Below are 22,068 nucleotides of genomic sequence, written 5' to 3' on the forward strand. Positions count from 1 at the left end.
CGGCCCGCCCCACGGGCGGTGCCGGAGCCCCCGCGTCGGCGGGGGTGCTGCCGGCGTACTCCGACGAGTTCGCCGACGGCCTCGACCCGGCGTGGCGCTGGGTCCGCGAGGATCCGGCGGCGGCCGTCTCCGGTGGCGCGCTGCGCTGGCCGGTGCAGGCGGCGGACCTCACCGGCACCGGCAACACCGCCGGGGTGCTGCTGCGCGACGCGCCGGCCGGCGACTACGTGGTCGAGACGAAGGTGACCCTCGACCTGGGCGAGGAGACGGTCCGCAACTACCAGCAGGCCGGCCTGGTCGCGTACGTCGACGACGATCGGTTCGCCCGGCTCGCCCAGGTGGCGATCTGGAACACCCGCCAGGTCGAGTACGGCTACGAGCTGCCCTTCGCCGGCCAGCCCGTCTACGGCGGGAACATCGTCGGCACCCCGGCCACCACCACCTGGCTGCGGCTGGCCCACCGGGTCGACCCGGCCACCGGCGAGCACGAGTTCCGGGCCGGGTCCAGCCGGGACGGGACGCGCTGGACGTGGGGTGGGGTGTGGACGTTCCCGGCGGACACGACTCCACGGATCGGCCTGGTCGCGCACGGCGGCGCGGAGCCCCCGGTGACCGCCGTCTTCGACTACGTCCGCTTCCACGGATGAGTCCCCGGGCGGGTGCGCGCCGACGTCGCGCCGCACCCGCCCGGCCGGCCCTGCCCGGAGGCGGGCGCGCTTCGAGTCGGATTCGAGTCCGGTCTGGAATCCTGCATCGCGCCACGGCCGGCCCCGACTCGGCTAGAACGGAAGATGCGCACCGGCCCCGTGGGCGCGGCCATCCGCGCTGCGGGCAAGCGTCGACCGGTGCCGTGATCGGAGCGCGCCGATGCACCCGACCGGGCCGCCGCGGCGGCTCGACATCCAGGACTCTCGAGGTGAACATGACGCAGAACTCCACCGGCACGATCCGGACGGCACCGACGCCCGACGAGGAACTCGTCGCGCTCCGGCGTGAGCTCCGGGCACTCACCGACCACCGCGAGATCTCCGAGCTGGTGGCCCGGCTCGGCAGGTGGCTGGACGGCCGCTGCGTCGGCGACGCGGACGCGCTGTTCACCCCGGAGGCGGTCGCCGTGACGCCGGGCGGCACCGACGAGGGCCGTACCCGCCTGGTCGAGCAGGCCCGCCAGCACCACGCCCACTACCACCGGCTCCAGCACTCGATGGCGCATCTGCTCGTCGAGCAGGACGGCGACCGGGCGTCGGGGCAGGCGAACCTGACCGCCGTCTTCGTCGAGAACGACCCGCCCGCCGTCCGGGTCCTCGCCGGCGCCTACCGCTTCGGCTTCGTCCGCACCACCGACGGCTGGCGGTTCTCCCGCCTCGAGATCCGACCCACGTGGATGTCGACCGCATCGCAGGTCGTGCTCATCCCCCCGCCCGCCGGGGCCTGACCGGTCAGGTCGCCTGGGCGATGGCACGTACGGCGCCGTCGCCCGGGCGGCACGGCCGCCCCGCCCGGGCTCAGGACGTCGCCGGGCGACCGGCACGTCGCCGGCTCAGAAGAGCTGGTCGTGCTCGACCTTGCGGGAGCGCAGCAGCAGACCGCCGTCCTCGCCGCGCACGATCACGTCCCGGACGACGCAGCTCGGCGCGATGTCCGGCTTACCACCCGGGCGCGTCGTGATCACCAGCGCGTAGCAGGTCGAGCGGATGCTCCCGTCGTCCTGCGGTTCGAGGTCGATCATGTTGAACCAGTGCCGGCGCTGCACCGGGTCGTTCTCGAACCGCTTGTGGAACTCGTGCAGGTCGGCGGCGATGCCGGCCCGGGTCCGGGCGGGTTCTCGTCCGGGCGTGTGACCGAACTCCGCGTCCTCGGTGAACGTCTCGGCGTAGGCCTCCAACTTGCGTTCGTCGAGCTGGCGCATCTGCCGCGCGTAGAACTGCTGGACCTCCGTGTACAGCTCGGTGAACGAGGTGGACGTCGGCATGGGTGACCTCCGGGATGGCTGGCCTGGACAGGGGCACCGGAGGGCGGGCCCCGGCGGCACCACGATGACCGTCCGGACTCGAATCCGGCTCGAAGGCCGGACGCGCGGCCCGGCCTTCGACGCCCGGCTCTCCAGGCACCCTCGACCGGTGTTCGAGGACGGACGGTGATCCTCGGCGGCGTCACAGTCAGCCGTGCGGTGAAGGGGAGCCAATGTCGGAGCAGAGCCAGCGGGTGGCGATCGTGTCCGGGGCCACCAGTGGAATCGGGCTGGCGGTCGCCCGGTCGATCGCTCGCAGCGGGGCACGGGTCTACATCTGTTCCCGCCGGGATTCGGCGGTCGCGGACACCGTCAAGAGCCTCCAGTCGGAGGGGCTCGACGTCGACGGCCGTAGCTGCGACGTGCGGTCCTCGGAGGACGTCGCGCGGTTCGTGGGCGCGGCGGTGGAGCGGTACGGGCCGATCGACATCCTGGTCAACAACGCCGGACGCCCGGGCGGCGGCGCCACCGCCGAGATCGACGACGAACTCTGGTTCGACGTCATCAACACCAACCTCAACAGCGTGTTCCTGATGACCAAGCAGGTCCTCACCACCGGCGGCATGTTGGCGCGGGGCTGGGGTCGCGTCATCAACATCGCCTCCACCGGCGGCAAGCAGGGTGTGGTCCACGCCGCCCCCTACTCGGCCTCGAAGCACGGCGTGGTGGGTTTCAGCAAGGCCCTCGGCCTGGAGCTGGCGAAGACCGGCATCACCGTCAACGCGGTGTGCCCCGGTTTCGTGGAGACCCCCATGGCCGAACGGGTGCGGGAGCACTACGCGGACATCTGGGGCGTCGACGAGGCCGAGACCCACGCCCGGATCACCGGACGGGTCCCGATCGGCCGCTACGTCGAGGTGGAGGAGGTCGCCGCGATGGTGTCGTACCTGATGGGTGACGGCGCCGCCGCGGTGACCGCGCAGGCGATGAACGTCTGCGGTGGGCTCGGCAACTACTGATGGGTCACGGGACACCGGCCCGGCCGGCGCCGGGTCGAGCAGCCGGAGCCGGCATGGTTTCGAGGAGAGGCACCGTCATGACGAGTGACACCACCCGGGCGCCGCATCGGCCACCGGAGGAGACGCCCGACGACCACGACCCTCGGGCGATGCGGGACATGCAGGCCGCGCTGGACCTGGTGCGCAGCAGCACGCTGGAGCTGCTGACGGGTTTCGGCCGTACCCCGAGCGCCCTGCGCGTACGGGCCGGCGGCGTGACGGTCGAGGCCGAATGGCCGGTGGAACCGACGGCCGCCCACGCCGTCACCGACACGCCCGTGGCGGTGGCGGCTGCCGGTGGCTCCACACCCGTCGCCGTCGAGCCGGACGGCCATCAGGTCCGCTCACCGGCGGTCGGGATCCTGTTCCACGCGCCGTCACCCGGCGCCCCGCCGTTCGTCTCGGTGGGCGACACGGTGACCCCGGGCCAGCAGCTGGCGATCGTGGAGGTGATGAAGCTGATGATCCCGGTCGAGTCCACGGTGCACGGCACGGTCAGCGCGGTACTGCACGACAACGGCGAGCCGGTGGAGTACGACGACCCGCTCTTCCTCATCAACGTCACCGAGGGCTCCTGACCATCCGGCCCGCCCGGTCGTCGCCATCGCTGACGAGCCGGGCGGGCCGGATGGTCACCGGGAGGCCAGTCCGGCCAGCCGGCTGTCCTCCCCCTGCAGGACGGTCAGTTGCAAGCGTTGCACCTGGACGGTCGGCTCGACCCCGAGCTCACGGGCAAGGATGCCGCGCAGGTTCTGATATGCCTGCAACGCCTCCGCCCGGCGGCCCGACTCGTAGAGCACTTCGATCAACTGAGCGTGGAAGGACTCGTTGAGCGGATGGGCGGCGACGAGGCCACGCAGTTCCGCCACGAGTTCCAGGTGGCGGCCGAGCCGGCGCTCCGCGGTGATCCGCAGGTGGGTCGCCTGGAGTCGCACCTCGTCGAGGTGCGCGATGTGCGCGGCCAGCACCTCCCCGACCGCCAGACCGGCGAACGCCGGGCCCCGCCAGAGGTCGAGTGCCGTGCGGAGTTCACGCAGCGCTGCCTCCGGCTCGTCGTCGACCAACAATTCACGCGCCCGCTGCACGAGTTGTTCGAAGACGTTAACGTCCACGTCATGCGCCGCGATCCGCATGGCATAACCGGGCGCCCTGGTCGACACCAGGTCCTGACCGAGCGGTGACAACTCGCGCGCCAACATCCGCCGGCCGTGATAGATGTACGTCTGAAGGGTGGTGACCGCGCTGCGCGGCGGCTTCTCGCCCCACAATTCCCTAATGAGGGTGTCGACCGCCACCGCATCGGGGCACCGGGCGATCAGCAATGCCAGCACCTGTCCAGTTTTCGACGGGCTCACATCGATCGGCCGGTCGTCATCCGTGATGATTTCCAGTGGGCCCAGAACGTTGAACCTCATACGTACTCCCCCGTCGCTCACGGTGATTCTTCCGCCGGTCTCGATAGACCGGAAGGACAGCCGGAAAGCGGTCTGATCCGCACCGCTCCGACGCCGGTGAGAAGTCGGTACGCGCGGCCGATCCCCTTGTCACGGCCATGGCCACCCCCTCGGACCAGCAAAGTGGAGGGCCCTCCACTTCCCGCTACTGGGCGCCAGTTTACACATGCTCGCCACTCGTCAGCGCCACTTGTTTCCCAGTCCCCGACGGCTCGGCAGGGATCGTTTCCGCAGGAAGAGGCGCGATTTCTGAGCCACGGGCGCGGTGCTTGGCCAACTGTGACGAACCGCACTGTCACATCGATGTCTGTATCCATCAGATATCGCGTCCCGACATACGTAAAGAAGGGGAGGATTCGGACACCGACATTCGTTTCATCGTCAGCTATTCACCACGTCAACGAAGTGGTGGCGGAAAATCGACAGGACTCCCCCATTCGGGTGATCACATTGGACCTTCCGACGCTGTTTCGGAATTGACGTCGCGAATACCGTATTGATTGCGGCTCAGTGTTCCGACAGCACCCGATGTACACGGGACCGGGCGAGCATCCACGGGGGTGGAATTCGGCACTCGTTCTCGGCCCCATCCGGGCCGACGGGCCTCACGTGCGCCGGAAATCACGCGCGAACTCCGCGTCTCTTCCCGAACGGTCGCCCGTCGCGATCTCCGGTCCCGCCGGACACGTCCGCGCACCCCGAGAATGCGAATGGGAAGGAACGGCATGGCACACATCAGCAGGAGAAGCCTGCTCAGCGGGACCGCCGCGGTCGCGGGCACCGCCGTGGCGGGCATGGCCGCGGGAGCACCCGCGCAGGCCGCCACGACCACCACGACGCCCGCGCTGACCGTCACCCCGGGCGACCCGCGCTATCCCGACCTCGTCGTCGGCAACAACCAGCGGTGGGTCGCGACACCCGACGCCGTCCGGCTGGTCACCTCGTCGGCCCAGGTGCTGCAGGCGGTGCAGGAGGCGGTCGACGCCGGCAAGCGGGTCTCCGTGCGCAGCGGCGGGCACTGCTACGCGGACTTCGTCTACCACTCCGCCAGCAAGGTCGTCATCGACATGTCGGCGATGAACCGGATCTCCTATGACCAGAACCGCCAGGCCTTCGCGGTGGAGCCCGGAGCCCTGCTCATCGCCGTGTACGAGACGCTGCAGAAGGGCTGGAACGTCACCCTGCCCGCCGGTGTCTGCCCGACCGTGGGCATCGGCGGACACGCCACCGGCGGCGGCTACGGACTGCTCTCCCGCAGCCACGGGGTCGTCGCCGACCACATCGAGGCGGTCGAGATGGTCGTCGTCGACGCGAACCGCGTCGCCCGGCTCGTGGTCGCCTCCCGCGCCGCCACCGACCCGAACCGGGACCTGTGGTGGGCGTGCGCGGGCGGCGGAGGCGGCAACTTCGGCATCATCACCCGCTACTGGTTCCGCTCGCCGAACGCCTCCGGCACCATCCCCGGCCAGCAGCTGCCCCGTCCGCCGCGCGAGGTGCTCGTCAGCAACGTGCCGGTGCCCTGGGTGGCCCTCGACCAGGCCAGGTTCACCACCCTCGTGCGCAACTTCGGCACCTGGTACGCGCAGAACGCCGGCGTCGACTCCCCGTACACCGCGCTGTCCGGGGTGGCGTTCATCCCGCACCGGTCCGCCGGGGGCATGGGGCTGCTGACCCAGATCGACGCGGCCGTGCCCGACGCCGAGAAGCTGCTCGCCGACTACCTCGCCGCCGTCACCCGGGACACCGGTATCACGGCCCCGTACCCGCCCCGGCGGCTGCGGTGGCTGGCGGCCACCCGGCTCATCGGCACCAGCAACCCGGCCACCATGCTGGACCCGACGATGCGCAGCGCGGTGAAGTCGGCGTACCTGCGCCGCAGCTTCACCGACACCCAGATCGCGGCCCTCTGGCGGAACCTGACCCGCCAGGACTACGCGAACCCCAACGCGACCCTCCAGCTCACCGGGGTCGCCGGTGGCAAGGTCAACAAGGTGGCCACCACCGCCACCGCGTACCCGCACCGCAACTCGGCGTTCCTGGCCCTCTACGAGAACTTCTGGATCAACCCGGCGGAGGACGCCCAGCACGTGGGCTGGCTGCGCGACATCTACGGCCAGACGTTCGCCGCCACCGGTGGTTACCCGGTGCCCAACGACCAGACCGACGGCTGCTACATCAACTCGCCCGACATGGACATCCGCGACCCCGAGATCAACCGCTCCGGCGTACCGTGGTCAACCCTGTACTACAAGGAGAACTACCCCCGGTTGCAGCAGGTGAAGGCCCGCTGGGACCCGACGAACTTCTTCCGGCACTCGCAGTCGATCACGCTGCCCTGACGCGATCGGCGCCGCCCCGACAGGGGCCGGCGCCGAGAGCCGCGCCACGAGACGGCGGTGCCGGACCCTGGTCCGGCACCGCCGTTACCGTCGGTCCATCAGCTGGTCGACAAGGGCCGTGGTGTGCGTGGCGGTCCGGAACCGGGGATCGTCGAGCACCTCACGCAGGAAGTCCACCGTGGTGTGCAGGCGGGGCCCGGAGATGCGGAACTCGGCCAGGGACCGCAGCATGCGCGCGATGGCCTCGTCGCGGCGGGGCGCCCAGACCACCAGCTTGGCCAGGAGCGAGTCGTAGTTCGGCGGCACCTCGTAACCGGCGTGCACATGGGAGTCGACCCGGACGAACGGGCCGCCGGGCGGCACGAACTCCGTCACCAGGCCGGGCGCCGGGGCGAAGTCCCGCGCCGGGTCCTCCGCGTTGATCCGGCACTCGATCGCCACCCCGCGGGGCCGGACGTCGTCCTGGGTGAACGCGAGCGGCTCACCCGCGGCAATCTTGATCTGCTCCCGCACCAGGTCGATGCCGGTCGCCATCTCCGTCACCGGATGCTCCACCTGGATACGGCAGTTGACCTCCATGAAGTAGTAGCTGCCGTCCGGGTCGACCAGGAACTCGAAGGTGCCGGCGCCGACGTAACCGGCCGCGAGCGCGCCGTCGACGGCGGACCGTCCCATCCGCTCGGTGAGGTCGACGGGCAGCTCCGGCGCCGGCGTCTCCTCCACCAGTTTCTGGTGGCGTCGCTGCACGGTGCAGTCCCGCTCCCCCAGGTGCACGGCGCGACCGTACCGGTCGCAGAGCACCTGGATCTCCACGTGCCGGGCGTCGCGGAGGTACTTCTCGACATACACCCGGCCGTCGCCGAAAAGCATCTGGGCCGTGGCCTGGGTCCTGCGGTACTCGTCGAGGAAGCTGTCCCGGTCGTGGACGACCTGCATGCCGCGGCCGCCACCGCCCGCGGCGGCCTTGACGATGACGGGGAATCCGATCGTCGCCGCCAGTTCCTCGGCCGCCTCGGGGCTCAGCGGGTGGACGCTGCCCGGCAGCAGCGGCAGGCCGGCGCGGGTCATCAGGGCCCGGGCCGAGGTCTTGTCGCCCAGCTCCGCCATCACGGAGGCGGGCGGACCGATCAGGGTGACGCCGAGCGATTCGCACGCGTCGGCGAAGTCCGGTGACTCGGAGAGGAACCCGTACCCGGGATGGATGGCGTCGGCGCCCGACTGCTCGGCGGCCTGGAGCACGGCGCCGCGTTCAGGTAGCTGCGGGTGGGCGGCGCCGGACCGATCTGCACCGCCTGGTCGGCGACCTGGACGACGGCCGAGTCACGGTCCCGGGTGGAGTGCACGGCGACCGTCGGGATCCCGAGCTCCCGGCAGCACCGGGCGATCCGCAGGGCGATCTCGCCCCGGTTGGCGATCAGGATCTTCTTGAACATGCTCAGTGCACCTCTCCGCTGATCGTCAACAGCTCCGCCTCGACGGTCACGGCCGAGCCGAACTGGCGGAAGCGGGCCCGCCGGTCGGCGCCGAGCTGGTCGGGGGCGAGCGCGCCCAGCTCGTGCAGGCTCGCCCGCAGGGCTGCGCCGAGCAGCTCGGCCGCACGCAGCGGGTCCGCCCCGGTACCGCCCTCCGGCTCGACCAGTACGCCGTCGACCACACCGAGGCGCAGCAGCATCCGGGCGTCCAGCCCGAGCGCCGCGGCGGCACGCGGGGCCGCGGCGGGGTCCTTCCAGACGATCGCGGCGCAGCCCTCCGGGCTGATCACGGAGTAGACGCTGCTGGAGAACATCAGCACCCGGTTGGCCACCGCGAGACCGAGCGCGCCACCGCTGCCACCCTCCCCGATGATCACCGTCACCACCGGCACCGACAGGAAGGCCATCAGGCGCAGGTTCTCGGCGATCGCCACCGCCTGGCCCTGCTCCTCGGCGTCCGCCCCCGGATAGGCGCCGGGAGTGTCCACGAGCGTGACGATCGGCAGGGCCAGCTTCTCGGCCAGCCGCATCAGCCGGGCCGCCTTCCGGTAGCCGGCCGGCACCGGCATGCCGAAGTTGCGGCGCATCAGCTCGGCCGGGTCGTGCCCCTTCTGCTGGCCGAGCACCAGCACCGGCCGGCCGTCCAGCCACGCGGTTCCACCCACCACCGCCGGACAGTCGCCGGAGATCCGGTCCCCGTGCAGCTCCTGAAAGTCGGTGAAGGCGAGGGACAGGTAGTCCAGCGTCGTCGGCCGGGTGAGGTCCCGCGCCTGGGAGACGTGCCGCCACGGGTCCGGCTCGGGCAGCGCACGGTGGTCACGGACGACCGGGTCCGCCGGCGCGGGGCCCCCGGAGCGTACGCCGGTGAAGGTGGCCGCGCGCAGCAGCCGGCCCAGTTCCTGGCGCAGTCGCCCACGCTCGACGATCATGTCGATCATGCCGCGGGCCAGCAGGAACTCGGCCGTCTGGAACCCCTCGGGCAGGACCTGGCGGATGGTCTGCTCGATGACCCGGCGACCGGCGAAGCCCAGCCGGGCCCCCGGCTCGGCGACGATCACGTCGGTGAGCGTCGCGAAGGAGGCCGCCACCCCGCCGTACGTCGGGTCGGTGATCACCGAGACGGTCAGCACGCCGGCGCGGTCCAGGGCGCCCAGCGCGGCGCTGGTCTTGGCCATCTGCATGAGCGACAGCGCCCCCTCCTGCATCCGCGCGCCGCCGGAGGCCGTCACGATGATCAGCGGCGTGTGCTCGGCCAGCGCCGTCTCGGCGGCGATGGTGATCAGCTCGCCGACGGCGCTGCCGAGGCTGCCGCCCAGGAAGCGGAAGTCCATCACCGCCATGATCACCGGGACACCCTCCACCGTGGCCCGGGCGCAGAGCACCGCCTCGTTCAGTCCGGTGCGGGCGCGGGCTTCGGCGAGCCGGTCGGCGTAGGGCACCCGGTCGACGAAGCGCAGCGGGTCACTGCTGGTCACCGTGACGGCCAGCGGCTCGTAGCGCCCCTCGTCGGCCAGCATCCCGAGCCGCTGCTCGGCGGTGAGCGGCAGGTGCAGGCCGCACTCGGGGCAGACCCGGTGGTTGCGGATCAGGCGCTTGCCGTAGACCGGGGTGCGGCAACCCCGGCACAGCAGCCAGTCGGTGTCGGTGGAAACAGCTGTGGTGCGGGACATGGGTTCTCCTCGCGACGGAAGCCGATCGGCGGGCGCAGGGCTCAGATCTTGAACACCTGGTCCGCGTAGGCGCTGGCGGCTGGCGGGAACTGCAGCGCCACGTGACTGCTGGCGGTGTTGACGTCACGCCAGGCGCGCTGCATCGGGCTGCTGGTCGCGTGCCCGGACGTGCCGGCCGCCCGGAACAGCCGGTTGACCGCCTCCACGAGCAGGTCCATGGCGAGCGAGCAGTCCCGCAGGTTGCGGCTGGTCTCCAGCGGGGTGATGCCGGCGCCCTGGTCGGCGACGGCGGCCGCCCGTTCCAGCAGCAGTTCCGCGGCGTCGATCTCGCCGGCGGTCCGGGCGAGGGTGACGTCCTGCTCGACGCGCCGGGGCGGCACCGGGCCGGACCCGGCGGCGGCGGAGCGGATCTTCTCGGCGACGTGGCCGGTCCAGGCCCGTTCCATCCCGCGCGCCGCGCCGAGCACGGGGGCGACGAACGACAGCCCGTTGACCGCCGGCAGCGGCACCACGTGACAGGGCTCGGCGGAGGCGACCGCGGCGCCGGTGAACAGGTGCGCGCGGTCGAAGGACCTGGCGTCCGGGACGAGGACGTCCCGCACGACGACGCTGTTGCTCCCGGTCGCGGCCATCCCCACGTTGAACCAGGTGTCGGTGATCTCGTACGCGGCGCGCGGCACGGCGAACACCCGCGCCGCCGGCGGGCCGTCGGCGGGGACCTGGCCGCAGAGCAGCGCCCAGTCCGCGAAGCCCACGGCACTGATGTAGGCCCACCGCCCGGAGAGCCGCCAGCCACCGGAGACCGACTCGGCATGGCCGGTCGGGCTCAACGACCCCACCACCACCGCGTCGGGACCGTCCGCCCACACCTCCGCCTGGCCCTCGGCCGGGAGCAGCCCCGCCATCCGGCCCAGGTTCGCCACCAGGGAGGCGCACCAGGCCGTCGCCGTGCAGGCCTCGCCGATCCGGGCGACGGCGCGGGTCAGGTCGGTGAAGGTGCCGGCGTTGCCGCCGTACCGGGTGGGCGCGAAGTGACGCGCGAACCCGGCGTCGATCAGGGCGTGCACGACGTCCGGGTCGAGCCGGCGGTCGGCCTCGGACGCGGCGGCGCAGCGTGCCGCCACCGCGGCGAGGTCCGCCACCGCGGTGGGCGTGAGACGCGTGGCCGGTGAACTCTGCTCGCGCATGGTGGATGCCTCCTCGGTCCGGGCGGGACATCCGACGGCACGGGCGGCGGGGGCGGTTGGTCCCGTCGCCGTGTCGTGTCCCGCTCCGGACCATCGCCGGGGTCGGTCGAAGACGACTCGACCCCGGCTGGAGCACCGACTACAGGCCCAGGCCCAGAAGGTCGTCGAGGCCGGCCTTGACCGCGTCGACCGCGAACCCGCGCTCGCGCCGCTGGAAGGTCAGGAACGTGGCGGAGAGGGGGGCCAGCAGCGCCGCGGCCACGAAGTGGGCGTCCACCCCGGGCCGGGCGAGGCCGAGCAGCGTGACCAGGTGGATGTGGTAGATGGTGTACGGGCCACTGGTGAACCGGGCCGTCGGCGAGCTGGTCTCGGCGGCGACCAGCAGTTCCCGTTGTGCCTCGACCCGGTCGACGAGCGCGTGCAGGAACGCACGGACGCGTTCGGCGGGCGGACCGCCGGGGCCCAGCGGCGGCGGGCCCTGCATGAAGGCGGACTGGAACTGCCGCTCCTCCTCGTCCAGCAGGGCGAAGATCAGCCCGGCCCGGTCACCGAACCTGCGGTAGACCGTGCCCACGCCCACCCCGGCCACCCGGGCCACCTCGTCGAGCGACAGGGCGGTGATGCCGGCCCGGGACACGATCCCCGCCGCCGCCGCCAGGATCTTGCGCCGGTTCCGCGCGGCGTCGGCGCGCTCGACCGGTCGACCGGCGATCGGCAGGCTGAGCGCCACGGGCGTCCGCTCGGCCGGAGGTTGTTCGGCCACCTCCTTGGCCCCTCCCTCGGTCGGCGCGCCGTGCCACCCGGGGCGCGGGTTGCTCCATTGTGCCGGTGCTGCGGGAAAACCACCCGCAGGACCCGACCACCGCCGATCGGAGGACGCCCGATCGGGCGACGGACCGGACGGCAGGACGAGGGTCGTTGCACGCATGCGCCACGACGGTTACTCTCGGCGCAAACGGAGAGGGTTCCGCTTAGCTTCGCGCGCTTCCCCGCCGTCCTCTCCCCTCGCCTCCACAGCGGAAGGACGCCCATGACCACGAAGGTCGCCGTCATCTACTACTCCTCCACCGGCAACGTGCACGCCCTCGCGCAGGCCGTCGCCGAGGGCGCCGTCAAGGCCGGTGCGGAGGTACGCCTCCGTCGGGTCCCCGAGCTGGCCCCGGACGCCGCGATCGACAGCAACCCGGCGTGGCGGGCGCACCTCACCGCCACCGCCGACGTCGAGGTCGCCACCCACGACGACCTGCGCTGGGCGGACGCCTACGCCTTCGGCACCCCGACCCGTTACGGCAACGTCTCCGCCCAGCTCAAGCAGTTCCTGGACGGCACCGGTCAGCTCTGGGCCGCCGGTGAGCTGTCCGGGAAGGCCGCGACGGCCTTCACCAGCGCGGGCAACATGCAGGGCGGCAACGAGTCGACCCTGCTCGCGCTCTACAACACGATGTACCACTGGGGCTGCCTGATCGTCCCGCCCGGCTACACCGACCCGAGCGTCTACGCCGCCCACGGCAACCCGTACGGCACGGGCCACGCCGGCGGCAGCGGCCTGCCGGGCGAGCAGGTGCTCGCCGCCGCCAACTACCAGGGGTACCGGCTGGCCACGGTCAGCGCCCGGCTGCTCGGGTCCGCCGTCTGACCCACGCCGCCCGCACGTCGCACGGTTCACCGTCGACGGAAACCCCCGGCACGAGGGAGCACCCATGACAGACGTGGCACCGGCCCGGTCCATCGCGGAGGTTCCGCCTGGCCGCCTCTTCCACGACGAGTTCCACGACGGATTCCGCACCACGGGGCCGGACGCGCGGTGGTTGCACACCACCGCCGGCCCGCACGTCGCCGACGACGGCACGGTGCACACCTCGGCCGAGGGGCTGCTTGTGGTCTCCGGGGGGCCCGAGGGGCGCCCGGTCTTTACCCGCACCGTCGCCCAGGACACCACGCAGGGCGCGGTCCCCGGCGTCCTCGACCACGTCAAGTGGCTCGTCTACACGACCCACCGGACGGGGGACGGCACCCCGGGCTTCGACGTACCGGCCGGACAGGTCCTCACCGGCACGGCCGTGGTGTCCGGACGCACCCACGGCACCACCGGGCACCCCTTCGGTGACCAGGTCACCGATCCGGAGGACGACCTCCGGCTCGCCTCGACGGGGATCAACGCCGTCGACCCGGAGACGTACGTCATCTTCGACTTCCTGCTGACCAACCGGCGGGTGTACGCCTTCTACGAACGCCTCCCGTTCGCCCGCGCCGCGCTGGGCCGCTACGCGGCGTTCTCGTACGGCGTGCCGGTGGCCGACCGGTCACCGGAGGACGAGCACGAGCTCGCCCTCTCGTACGACCGGGACGCGGGCGTCGTCCGCTGGCTCCTCGACGGTCGGGAGGTGTTCCGGGTCGACCGGATCGGTCACCACCTGCCCGGCCGGGAGCACCTGATGCTCGACCACGGCGGCACGGAGGCCCTGGTCGTGCCCCGTCAGCTGAACTTCGGCATGGGGATGCTCACCCTGCTCGACGGCGCCCTGCCCGGGCACTCCCCCGTCGGCCTGGTCCGGCTGGTGGCTGATCCCGGCTTCTACGTCGACCCGGTGGCCGGCGAGCCGACCCCCCAGCGGTTCGTCGACGAGGCGAGCCGCCCGGGCAGTCGGCTCTTCGGTCAGGGGGCGGAACTGTCGGTCCGTCGCTACACGGTGCAGCGCGGTCCAGCCCGATGACCGGGGCCGACACCGCCTCCCGGCCCGCGACGCCGGTCCCGGTGGGCAGGTTGGCCGGCGTGTGGCACCTCGTCTCCTACTTCGACCTGGACGACGAGGGACGCCGGTCGCCGGGCCCGCTGGGCGCGGCACCGGCCGGCGTCCTCGTCTACACCGCTGACGGGCACATGTCGGTCAGCATGATGCGCACCGACCGTCGCCCCGCCGGTACCCCGTCCGGGGTGGCCGGACGGGACGAGACGTTCATGGGGTACGCCGGCAGCTGGCGGTTGGTGGGCGGCGAGATCCGCCACACCGTCCTGGTCAGCGCCCACCCGCACCTGGTCGGCACCGAACTCGTCCGCGAGGCGGCCCTGGAGGGCGACCTGCTCGTCCTGCACGGCACGTCGCTGATCTCGGGACGCGCGCAGCGACGCGTACTCACCTGGCGGCGCGCCGCGCCGCCGCACCCGCCCGCCCCGCCGGTGCGGGCGACAACCACCGGTGCCACCGGCACCTCGGAAGGAAGCCGATCGACATGAAGGCCCTCATCGCACAGTCCTACGGACCCGTCGACCAGCTCGTGGTCGGCGAACTGCCGAAGCCCGACCCCGCACCGGGCCAGATCCTGATCCGGTTGCGGGCGGCGGCGCTCAACCCGCTGGACGTCAAGCTGGCCACCGGCGTCATGAAGGAGATCATGCCGGTCCGGCACCCTTTCGTGCTCGGCCTGGACGCGGCCGGCACCGTCGAGGCGGTCGGTGACGGGGTGACCCGTTTCCGCCCCGGCGACGAGGTGATCGCCTTCACCCACCCGGTCGGCGGCGCCGTCGCGGAGTACGCGTTGGCGCTGGACGGGCCCGAGGTGGTGGCCCGGCCGCAGGCGCTGAGCCCGGTCGCCGCCGCGGCGCTGCCGGTCGCCGCGATGACCGCGGCGAACATCGTCGAACTGGCCGATCCGGCACCGGATTCCACGATGCTCGTCGTCGGTGCCACCGGCGGGGTGGGTTCGTTCGTCGTGCAGCTCGCCGCGCAGGCCGGCGTCCGGGTGCTGGCCACCGCCCGGCCGGACGAGGTCGACTACGTCCGCGGTCTCGGCGCCGCGGAGGCGATCGACTACACCGCCGCGGACACCGTGGAGGAGACCCTCCGGGCACAGCCCGGCGGGGTGGACGTCGTGGTCGACCTGATCAATGCCGGGCCGGGGCTCGCCGCCACGGCGGCGGCGGTCCGGCCGGGTGGACGCCTGGTGTCGCCGGCTGGCGGCCCGCCCGCCTTCGAGCGGGACGTCACGGCCGCCTACGCGCACATCGAGGCGAGCGAGGGGCTGCTGCAGCGCCTCGTCGACCGGGCGGCCGACGGCGGGCTCGCGGTGGAGATCGCCGCGACGTACCCGTTCACCGAGGCGCAGCAGGCGGTGGCCGACTTCGTCGGCAAGCACACCCGGGGCAAGGTCGTCGTCACCTTCTGAGCGACCACGCTCCCCACGCCGTCCACCGGCCCCACCCGGGCGCCGGTGGACGGCACTTCCGGAACCGACCCGAGAGGCGGTAGGACGTGTACGCCTTCGATCCCGAGCTGACCGAGCCGGCCAGCCGGTTGCCGAGAGTCGACTACGCCGACCTCGGAACGGCGCGGGCGGCCGCCCGCGCCATCGCGGCCCACCAGCAGCCGTATTCGCCGGCGACGCCGGTGCGGGTCACGGACACCCGGGCGCCCGGTCCACCGGACGCCCCCGACGTGCCCGTACGGCTCTACCGCCCCGCCGTCGCCGGGCCGGTCCCGGCGCTGCTCTACCTGCACTGGGGCGGCTTTGTCATCGGTGGTGTCGACGGCGTGCACCACACCTGTGTCCGGATCGCCGATCAGGTGGGGGCGCTCGTCGTCTCGGTCGACTACCGGCTGGCCCCGGAACACCCGTTCCCGGCCGCGCTCGACGACTGTCACGCCGTACTGGAGTGGGTGGCCAAGGAGGCCACCGAGCTGGGTGTCGACGCCGACCGGATCGGCGTCGGCGGGGAGAGCGCCGGCGGCGGCCTCGCCGCCGCGCTCTGCCTGGCCGTACGCGACCGTGGCGGCCCGGCCCTGCGGCACCAGTGCCTGCTCTTTCCCGCCCTGGACGACCGGCTCGACACCGTGTCGGCGCGGGCCTTCACCGACACGCCGATGTGGGACCGGGCCAACGCCCTGGTGAGCTGGGGCCACTACCTGCGGGGGCGGGCCGGCGCCGCCGACGTGCCGGCGCTGGCGCCCCCGCCCGCGCCACCGACCTGTCCGGACTTCCCCCAGCCTTCGTGGTGGCCTGCGAGTTCGACCCGCTGCGCGACGAGGCGATCGACTACGCGCACCGGCTCATCCAGGCGGGGGTCCGCACGGAGCTTCGCTACTACCCCGGCACCTTCCACGCCTCGATCGCGGTCGCCGAGGCGGCCGTCTCCCGGCGGATCCTCGCCGACCAGGTGGCCGCCCTCCGTGCGGGCCTGGCGGCCTGACCGCGACGCCCGGTCGGGCGTCCGGGCTTCCACCCCTCCCTCGGTCCCACCGGTCGCGCGCCGACCGGGGTTAGGAGCACATCCGTGACCACCGTGTCGAACGCCGGCGTCCAGACCGTCGGCGAGGAGCCGTACCGGATCGTCTGGGACGACTTCCGGGACGGGTTCCACTGCACCGGGCCGGACGCCCGGTGGAGCCTCTACGGTTTCGGCCCGCACGTCGGCGACGACGCGGAGGTCACCACCTCCGCCGACGGCCTGCGGGCGGTCTCCTCCGGCGTGCACCCGACCACCGCGGAGCCGGCCTTCGTCCGCACCCTCGGGCAGGAGGCGCAGCACGGGCCGGTGGTGCCCGGCGCGCTGGACCACGTCAAGTGGCTGGCCTACCCGCGGCACCTGGCCGGTACGGGCGTGCAGGGCTTCGACGCCGTACCGGGGCGGGTGCTGTCGTTCGAGACGTGGCTCTCGGGGCGCACCTACGGCACGTCCGGCCACCCCTTCGGTGACCAGGTCACGGACCCCGAGGACGACCTGCGGCTGGCCTCCGTCGCGATGCCGGTCCTCGACCACGAGACGGCGATGGTCTTCGACTTCTTCCTCACCAACAAGCGGGTGTACGTGTTCTACGAGCGCCTGCCGCACGCGCGCGGTCAACTCGGCGACTACGCCGCCTTCCTGCACACCGTGCCGGTGGCCGACCGGACCGTCGACGACGAGCACCACGCGGTGATCTCCTACGACCGGGCGGCCGGCACGGTGCGTTGGTTCCTCGACGGGGAGGAGGTCTTCTCCGTGGACCGCATCGGCCATCCCCTGCCGTCCCGCGAGCACCTGATGCTCGACCACGGCGGCGAGCCGACGACCGTCGCCCCCCGGCAGCTCGCCGGAGGGATGGGCATGTTCACCATCCTCGACGGCGCGCTGCCGGGCCGCAGCGCCAGTGGACTGGTCCGGCTCACCACCGCGGACGCCCACTACTTCGACCCGGTCGCCGGCGCGCCGCATTCGCAGGCCTTCGTCGACGGGAGCAGCCTGCCCGGCAGCCGGCTGTTCGGCCAGGGCGCCGAACTGCGGCTGCGCCGCTACGTGATCTCCAGCCAGCCGTCACGACCGTGACGGTCACCGGAACCGAAGGGAAGACCCTGATGCAGAGCAGGACGCTCGGCGAGCGCCTCGTCACCTCCGCACTCGGCCTCGGCTGCATGGGCATGAGCGAGTTCTACGGCGGCCGCGACGACGCCGAATCGATCGCCACCATCCGCCGGGCCCTGGACCTCGGGGTGACCATGCTGGACACCTCCGACATGTACGGACCGTTCACCAACGAGGAGCTGCTCGGGAAGGCCATCGCCGGGCGGCGGGACGAGGTGGTGGTGGCCACCAAGTTCGGGGTGGAGCGCCGCCCGGACGACGGCTACTTCGGCCTGAACAGCCGCCCGGAGTACGTGCGGCGGGCCTGCGACGCGTCGCTGCGCCGGCTGGGGGTCGACCACATCGACCTGTACTACCAGCACCGGGTGGACCCGGCGGTGCCGGTCGAGGAGACCTGGGGGGCGCTGGCCGAGCTGGTGGCGGCGGGCAAGGTGAGGCACCTCGGAATCTCGGAGGCGCCGGCCGACGTGGTGCGCCGGGCCCACGCCGTGCACCCCGTCACCGCGGGCCAGTACGAGTACTCGCTGTTCAGCCGGGAGCCGGAGGCGGACCTGCTGCCGACGCTGCGGGAGTTGAACATCGGTCTGGTCGCGTACAGCCCGCTGGGCCGGGGGATGCTGACCGGATCGATCGCGAGCCTCGACCAGCTCGAGCAGGACGACTACCGGCGCGGGACCCCGCGCTTCCAGGGCGACAACCTCGACCACAACCTCGCCCTGGTGGCCCGGGTGCGAAAGCTGGCCGCCGAGCGGGAGGTCACCCCGGGTCAGCTCGCGCTGGCCTGGGTGCTGGCGCAGGGGCCGGATGTCGTGCCGATCCCGGGCACCAAGCGCCGCCGGTACCTGGAGGAGAACGTCGCCGCCCTGGGCGTCCGGCTCTCCCCCGCCGACCTCGCCGCGATCGACGCGTCGACCCCGCCCGGCGCCGCCGCCGGCGAGCGTTACCCGTCCCGCCCGCCGGTCGGTCACCGCTGACCCCGCGGCGCGGCCGACCCGGCCGCCGCAACGGGGGGGCGGTCAGCGGATGAGGTACTCCGACGGGTCGAACCGGCGGGTGCGACGCCAGTACTCCTGGGCCGGGAAGGGCCAGTTCTGGGCGGAGCGCCCGGCCCGGTTGACGAACCAGCTGCTCACCTTCGACCAGCCCCAGGCCCGCAGCGCGTTGGCCTCGTCGACCCAGGTGTTGTGCCGCTCGAAGACCTCCGGCCGGACCTCCACGGCGCGGTGTCCGCCGGCGAGCAGCTGACGGACCGCGTCGACCAGGTAGGTCACGCCGCACTCGGAGAAGTAGATGATGCTGCCGCCCTGCCCCGACAGGTTGGTGTTCGGCCCGTACAGGCTGAACAGGTTGGGAAACCCGGGCACGGTCAGACCGAGGTAGGCCCGGGCGTCGCCGTTCCACGTCTCGTGCAGGTCCCGACCGTCCCGGCCGGTGACCCGCATCGGGGTGAGGAACTGCGACGCCTGGAAGCCGGTGCCGTAGATCAGGACGTCGACGGAGTGCTCGGTGCCGTCCGCCGTGCGGACGCCCCGCGGCGTCAGCCGCTCGATCGGGTCGGTGACCAGACGCACGTGGTCTTGCTTGAGCGTCGACAGCCAGGCGCCGTTGTCCCGCAGCACCCGCTTCGCGCCGACGGGGTAGCGCGGCATCACCCGGTCGCGCAGGTCCGGCCGGTCGGCGAGCTGACCCTCCAGATACGTCGCCAGGGTGGCCCGCAACTCCTCGTTGACCGCGGAGATCGCCCGCTCGGTGGGCGGGTAGTCCGGGTCGACGACCCACCCCTCCAGCACCCCGTGCAACCCCGGCGCCAGCAGCCAGAAGCGTTGCCAGGCGGCGTAGTACGGCAGGTGCTCGTAGAGCCAGCGGGCGCCTTCGGGCACCGCGTGGTGGTAGTGCGGCGTGGGCCGCAACCACGGCGCGTTGCGCTGGAAGACGACCAGTTCCCGGGCCTGCGCGGCCACCTCGGGGATGAACTGGAAGGCGCTGGCGCCGGTGCCGATCACCGCGACCCGTCGACCGGTGAGGTCGACCGAGTGGTCCCAGCGCGCGGAGTGGAAGGCCGGGCCGGTGAAGTCGGTCCGGCCCGGGAGGTCGGGCACGTTCGGCCGGTTCAGTTGCCCCACCGCGGTGACCAGCACGGCGCATTCGGTGGTACGCGGACCGTCGGGGGTGTCGAGGTGGAGCCGCCAGCGGCCGGTCGCCTCGTCCCACTCGGCGCCGCGCACCTCGGTGTCGAACCGGATGCGCTCGTGCACCCCGGTCTGCTTCGCGAAGTCCCGGAAGTAGTCCAGCACCGCCTCGTGGGTGGCGAAGTGGTCCGTCCAGTCGAGCCGGGGCGCGAAGGAGTAGCTGTAGAGATGGCTCGGCACGTCGACCCGGCAACCGGGGTAGTGGTTCTCGAACCAGGTGCCGCCGACGTCGCTGTTCTTCTCGTAGATGGTGACCGGCACCCCGACCTGGCTGAGCCGGTACGCGGCGAGCAGGCCGCTCATGCCGGCGCCGACGATGGCGACCTCGACGTCGTGCCCGGGTGCCAGCTCGTCGCCGTGCCACTGCGGCGCCTTCGGGTCCTCCCCCGGCAGGACGACCTCCTGGGCGAGCAGGGGAAGCAGGTCGCTGGTGTCCCGGCCCATCGCCCAGCTGGTGATGTGCCGCAGGGCGGCCGGGTCGAGCGGCGGCACGGGGGCGCCGTCGCGCAGGCGGCGCAGCGCCCCGAACGCCAGCTCCCGGGCATGCGCCTGCTGCTCGGCGGAGAGCCCGCCCTGCGGCAGGAAGAGCCAGCCGTTGGGGCGCAGGTCGTCGCGGAGCACGGACAGGTCGCCGGTCAGGTGGGCCACGGTCATCAGCAGCGCGGGCGCCTCCCCGTCGCGCAGGTGGCCCCGCAACGTCTCGTCGTCGACGGTGACGGGTTTGATCGCCGAGGTGAACGTCATGGCAGGCGCCTTCCGGAAGAAAATTCGGAGCGGATGAGGTCAGGGCCGGCGCGCCCCGTCGGCCGGACGGCCCGCGCCGGGCTGCGCCGGGTGGGGGCAGTCGCCGCCGCAGAGCGCGCGGAAGCCGCGGTCGAAGTAGACGACCGGCGACCCCTCGTCGGGCAGGACGACCCGCTGGACACCGCCGACCAGGATCACGTGGTCCCCGGCCACGTGGCGGCTGTCGATGACGCACTCGACGGCGGCGAGCGCCTCGCGCAGCACGGTCGCCCCGCCGTCGGTGCGGACGAAGCCGCCGGCGCCGAACTTGTCCGGGCTCTTGCTGGCGAACCGCTTGGCCAGGTCGACGTGGTGGGAACGCAGGAAGCTCACCGCGAAGTGGCGGCTGCGCTGGAAGACGGGGAACGAGTTGGCCGACCGGTCCAGGCAGACCAGCACCAGGGGCGGGTCGAGGGACACCGAGCAGAACGAGCTCGCGGTGAAGCCGTACGGGGTGCCGTCCTCGTCGTGCGTGGTCACGATCGTCACGCCGGTCGGGAAGCGGGCCATCGCCTCCCGGTAGGCCGCCGGATCGACCGGGCGGACTCCGTTGTCGCTGATGGTGGAATCAGTTGAGCGCATCGGAATCTCCCGGTCGTCCGCAGGGGTGGAGGGGTCAGGAGGCGGGCCGCGACACGAAGTCGGTCAGCGCCACGGTGATCTCCTGCCGGTTGGCCCGGTACGACATGCAGTAGCTGGTCGGGTACCAGCCGGCCTCCTTCCAGGCCGCGGGGAGCTTGAGCGGCCGGCAGGACGGCTCCGCCCGCCCGCCGGCGAGGTCCGCCAGCCAGGCCCTCGTGATCATCGGCTCGTAAAAGGTGATGTCACCGCCGTAGGCGCCGTACATGAAGGTGTGGGTGAACGGCTGGCCGTTGAACTCGGGGGCCGTCGGGTCACCGAGGTGGTTGCCCATGCCCGGCACCACGGCGTCGATGTCGAGGTAGTCGGCGGGCAGGTAGCGGGCCGGCACGGGCAGCCGCGCCTCGGCGTAGTCCGCGCAGTCGACCAGGTTGCCGCCGCCGCACGGCCCGGTGCCGATGGCCGCCGTCTCCGCCCGGTCCTGAAGGTAGAAGTGCAGGTCGAAGTGAGGGGCGCCGTAGATCTCGGCCGGGGCGTGCCCGCGCGGGTCCCAGTTCAGCATGGCCCACTGGAACGGGCCGCCGACCACGTCCCGGAAGCGCTGCGGCAGGTCGAGCAGGTACTCGTGCTCGTGGACGCACTCGGTGGCCGGGTCGGTCGTACCGTCGCCGTCGACGTCGTAGCAGTGCGCGCCGTCTGTCGGCTCGGTCGGCAGGCCGCCGAGCGCCCGACGGTCGAGGACGAAGCCGAGGCTCACCGGCCGGGCACCGGCGAGCTGGGAGTAGATCCGCACCGTCCCGTCGCCGAGCCGCTTCGGCGGCCCGTAGTCGGCGCACGGACCGGGGTACGAGCGGGTGGCGCGGTAGAGCCGCTCGGCCGCGGCGGGCGGCAGCTTCACCGTCCGCTCCTTCTCCGGTCGGCCGAGGACCAGGCAGACGTCCAGCGGAGCGTCTCCCTTCGCGCCGGACCGCTGCGGGCCGGCGACGAACGCGACCGGCACGGTCCGCGGGTCCAGTGGCGGCGGCGCGACCGTCGTCGGGCCGGCCTCC

19 protein-coding genes and 3 pseudogenes are annotated in these 22,068 nt (G+C 72.6%); 13 read left to right on the plus strand and 9 right to left on the minus strand.

The annotated features are described in order from the left end of the window. Together JNW89_RS05845 and JNW89_RS05850 are read left to right on the plus strand one after the other, a co-directional pair. Positions 1 to 647 (plus strand): annotated as a pseudogene (locus tag JNW89_RS05845) (DUF1349 domain-containing protein); the annotation flags it as partial. Between the two features lie 275 nt (positions 648 to 922). Next, positions 923 to 1,435, plus strand: coding sequence for a nuclear transport factor 2 family protein (locus JNW89_RS05850; RefSeq protein WP_238448029.1), 513 nt, complete (start codon positions 923 to 925; stop codon positions 1,433 to 1,435). 105 nt (positions 1,436 to 1,540) lie between these two features. Here the strand turns inward: JNW89_RS05850 and JNW89_RS05855 are convergent, their stop codons facing one another. Beyond that, positions 1,541 to 1,972 carry a nuclear transport factor 2 family protein gene (locus JNW89_RS05855; protein ID WP_210777993.1) on the minus strand — a complete coding sequence of 144 codons (432 nt, stop codon included), beginning with the start codon at positions 1,970 to 1,972 and terminating at the stop codon, positions 1,541 to 1,543. A 212-nt stretch (positions 1,973 to 2,184) separates the two neighbouring features. Here JNW89_RS05855 and JNW89_RS05860 point away from each other — a divergent pair, with 212 nt between their 5' ends. Both JNW89_RS05860 and JNW89_RS05865 read left to right on the plus strand, forming a co-directional pair. Beyond that, a complete protein-coding gene (locus JNW89_RS05860; protein ID WP_238448030.1) occupies positions 2,185 to 2,970 on the plus strand; it encodes an SDR family NAD(P)-dependent oxidoreductase in 786 nt (261 codons plus the stop codon). A 77-nt stretch (positions 2,971 to 3,047) separates the two neighbouring features. Further along, positions 3,048 to 3,587 carry a biotin/lipoyl-containing protein gene (locus tag JNW89_RS05865; RefSeq protein ID WP_238448031.1) on the plus strand — a complete coding sequence of 180 codons (540 nt, stop codon included), beginning with the start codon at positions 3,048 to 3,050 and terminating at the stop codon, positions 3,585 to 3,587. 54 nt (positions 3,588 to 3,641) lie between these two features. Here JNW89_RS05865 and JNW89_RS05870 read toward each other — a convergent pair whose 3' ends face one another. After that, entirely contained in the window at positions 3,642 to 4,424 is a 783-nt protein-coding gene (locus tag JNW89_RS05870; RefSeq protein WP_238448032.1) for an AfsR/SARP family transcriptional regulator, read from the minus strand. Between the two features lie 764 nt (positions 4,425 to 5,188). On the opposite strand from JNW89_RS05870, the gene JNW89_RS05875 reads away from it, so the two are divergent. Then, positions 5,189 to 6,802 carry an FAD-binding oxidoreductase gene (locus tag JNW89_RS05875; RefSeq protein ID WP_238448033.1) on the plus strand — a complete coding sequence of 538 codons (1,614 nt, stop codon included), beginning with the start codon at positions 5,189 to 5,191 and terminating at the stop codon, positions 6,800 to 6,802. An 84-nt stretch (positions 6,803 to 6,886) separates the two neighbouring features. On the opposite strand, the pseudogene JNW89_RS05880 reads toward JNW89_RS05875, so the two are convergent. The 4 genes and pseudogenes from JNW89_RS05880 to JNW89_RS05895 all read right to left on the minus strand — a co-directional run bounded on the left by JNW89_RS05880 (position 6,887) and on the right by JNW89_RS05895 (position 11,894). Further along, positions 6,887 to 8,235, minus strand: a pseudogene (locus JNW89_RS05880) (acetyl/propionyl/methylcrotonyl-CoA carboxylase subunit alpha). 2 nt (positions 8,236 to 8,237) lie between these two features. After that, on the minus strand, positions 8,238 to 9,989 hold the full coding sequence (gene accD / locus JNW89_RS05885) for an acetyl-CoA carboxylase, carboxyltransferase subunit beta (RefSeq protein ID WP_255540452.1): 1,752 nt from the start codon (positions 9,987 to 9,989) through the stop codon (positions 8,238 to 8,240). Then, positions 9,986 to 11,131 (minus strand): hydrolase, encoded by a 1,146-nt coding sequence (locus JNW89_RS05890; RefSeq protein ID WP_238448035.1) that lies wholly within the window; start codon positions 11,129 to 11,131, stop codon positions 9,986 to 9,988. The genes accD and JNW89_RS05890 overlap by 4 nt, the downstream gene beginning before the upstream one ends. A 139-nt stretch (positions 11,132 to 11,270) precedes the next feature. Beyond that, positions 11,271 to 11,894 carry a TetR/AcrR family transcriptional regulator gene (locus tag JNW89_RS05895; protein WP_238448036.1) on the minus strand — a complete coding sequence of 208 codons (624 nt, stop codon included), beginning with the start codon at positions 11,892 to 11,894 and terminating at the stop codon, positions 11,271 to 11,273. A gap of 267 nt (positions 11,895 to 12,161) precedes the next feature. Between JNW89_RS05895 and wrbA the strand changes: the two genes are divergently transcribed. The 8 genes and pseudogenes from wrbA to JNW89_RS05930 all read left to right on the plus strand — a co-directional run bounded on the left by wrbA (position 12,162) and on the right by JNW89_RS05930 (position 18,442). Next, a complete protein-coding gene (wrbA, locus tag JNW89_RS05900; RefSeq protein ID WP_238448037.1) occupies positions 12,162 to 12,767 on the plus strand; it encodes an NAD(P)H:quinone oxidoreductase in 606 nt (201 codons plus the stop codon). A gap of 64 nt (positions 12,768 to 12,831) precedes the next feature. Then, entirely contained in the window at positions 12,832 to 13,845 is a 1,014-nt protein-coding gene (locus tag JNW89_RS05905) for a DUF6081 family protein (protein WP_238448038.1), read from the plus strand. Continuing rightward, positions 13,842 to 14,366: a lipocalin-like domain-containing protein gene (locus JNW89_RS05910; protein ID WP_238448039.1), complete on the plus strand. Its 525-nt coding sequence runs from the start codon at positions 13,842 to 13,844 to the stop codon at positions 14,364 to 14,366. The genes JNW89_RS05905 and JNW89_RS05910 overlap by 4 nt, the downstream gene beginning before the upstream one ends. Next, positions 14,363 to 15,295 carry an NADP-dependent oxidoreductase gene (locus JNW89_RS05915; RefSeq protein WP_238448040.1) on the plus strand — a complete coding sequence of 311 codons (933 nt, stop codon included), beginning with the start codon at positions 14,363 to 14,365 and terminating at the stop codon, positions 15,293 to 15,295. Before JNW89_RS05910 ends, JNW89_RS05915 begins: the two co-directional genes overlap by 4 nt. Before the next feature lie 269 nt (positions 15,296 to 15,564). Then, positions 15,565 to 16,008: pseudogene (locus JNW89_RS36520) on the plus strand (alpha/beta hydrolase fold domain-containing protein); the annotation flags it as partial. A gap of 113 nt (positions 16,009 to 16,121) precedes the next feature. Then, on the plus strand, positions 16,122 to 16,316 hold the full coding sequence (locus tag JNW89_RS36525) for an alpha/beta hydrolase fold domain-containing protein (protein WP_309139951.1): 195 nt from the start codon (positions 16,122 to 16,124) through the stop codon (positions 16,314 to 16,316). An 84-nt stretch (positions 16,317 to 16,400) separates the two neighbouring features. Further along, a complete protein-coding gene (locus tag JNW89_RS05925) occupies positions 16,401 to 17,432 on the plus strand; it encodes a DUF6081 family protein (protein ID WP_238448041.1) in 1,032 nt (343 codons plus the stop codon). Between the two features lie 29 nt (positions 17,433 to 17,461). Then, positions 17,462 to 18,442: an aldo/keto reductase gene (locus JNW89_RS05930; protein ID WP_238448044.1), complete on the plus strand. Its 981-nt coding sequence runs from the start codon at positions 17,462 to 17,464 to the stop codon at positions 18,440 to 18,442. Positions 18,443 to 18,484: 42 nt separating this feature from the next. Here JNW89_RS05930 and JNW89_RS05935 read toward each other — a convergent pair whose 3' ends face one another. The 3 genes from JNW89_RS05935 to JNW89_RS05945 all read right to left on the minus strand — a co-directional run. Further along, positions 18,485 to 20,401: an NAD(P)/FAD-dependent oxidoreductase gene (locus JNW89_RS05935; protein WP_238448042.1), complete on the minus strand. Its 1,917-nt coding sequence runs from the start codon at positions 20,399 to 20,401 to the stop codon at positions 18,485 to 18,487. A gap of 39 nt (positions 20,402 to 20,440) precedes the next feature. Beyond that, on the minus strand, positions 20,441 to 21,022 hold the full coding sequence (locus JNW89_RS05940; RefSeq protein ID WP_305070498.1) for a flavin reductase family protein: 582 nt from the start codon (positions 21,020 to 21,022) through the stop codon (positions 20,441 to 20,443). A 34-nt stretch (positions 21,023 to 21,056) separates the two neighbouring features. Continuing rightward, positions 21,057 to 22,068: hypothetical protein (locus JNW89_RS05945; protein WP_238448043.1), on the minus strand; the 1,012-nt coding region annotated here is incomplete at its 5' end.

It is taken from the genome of Micromonospora sp. 4G55 (genome assembly GCF_016803375.1).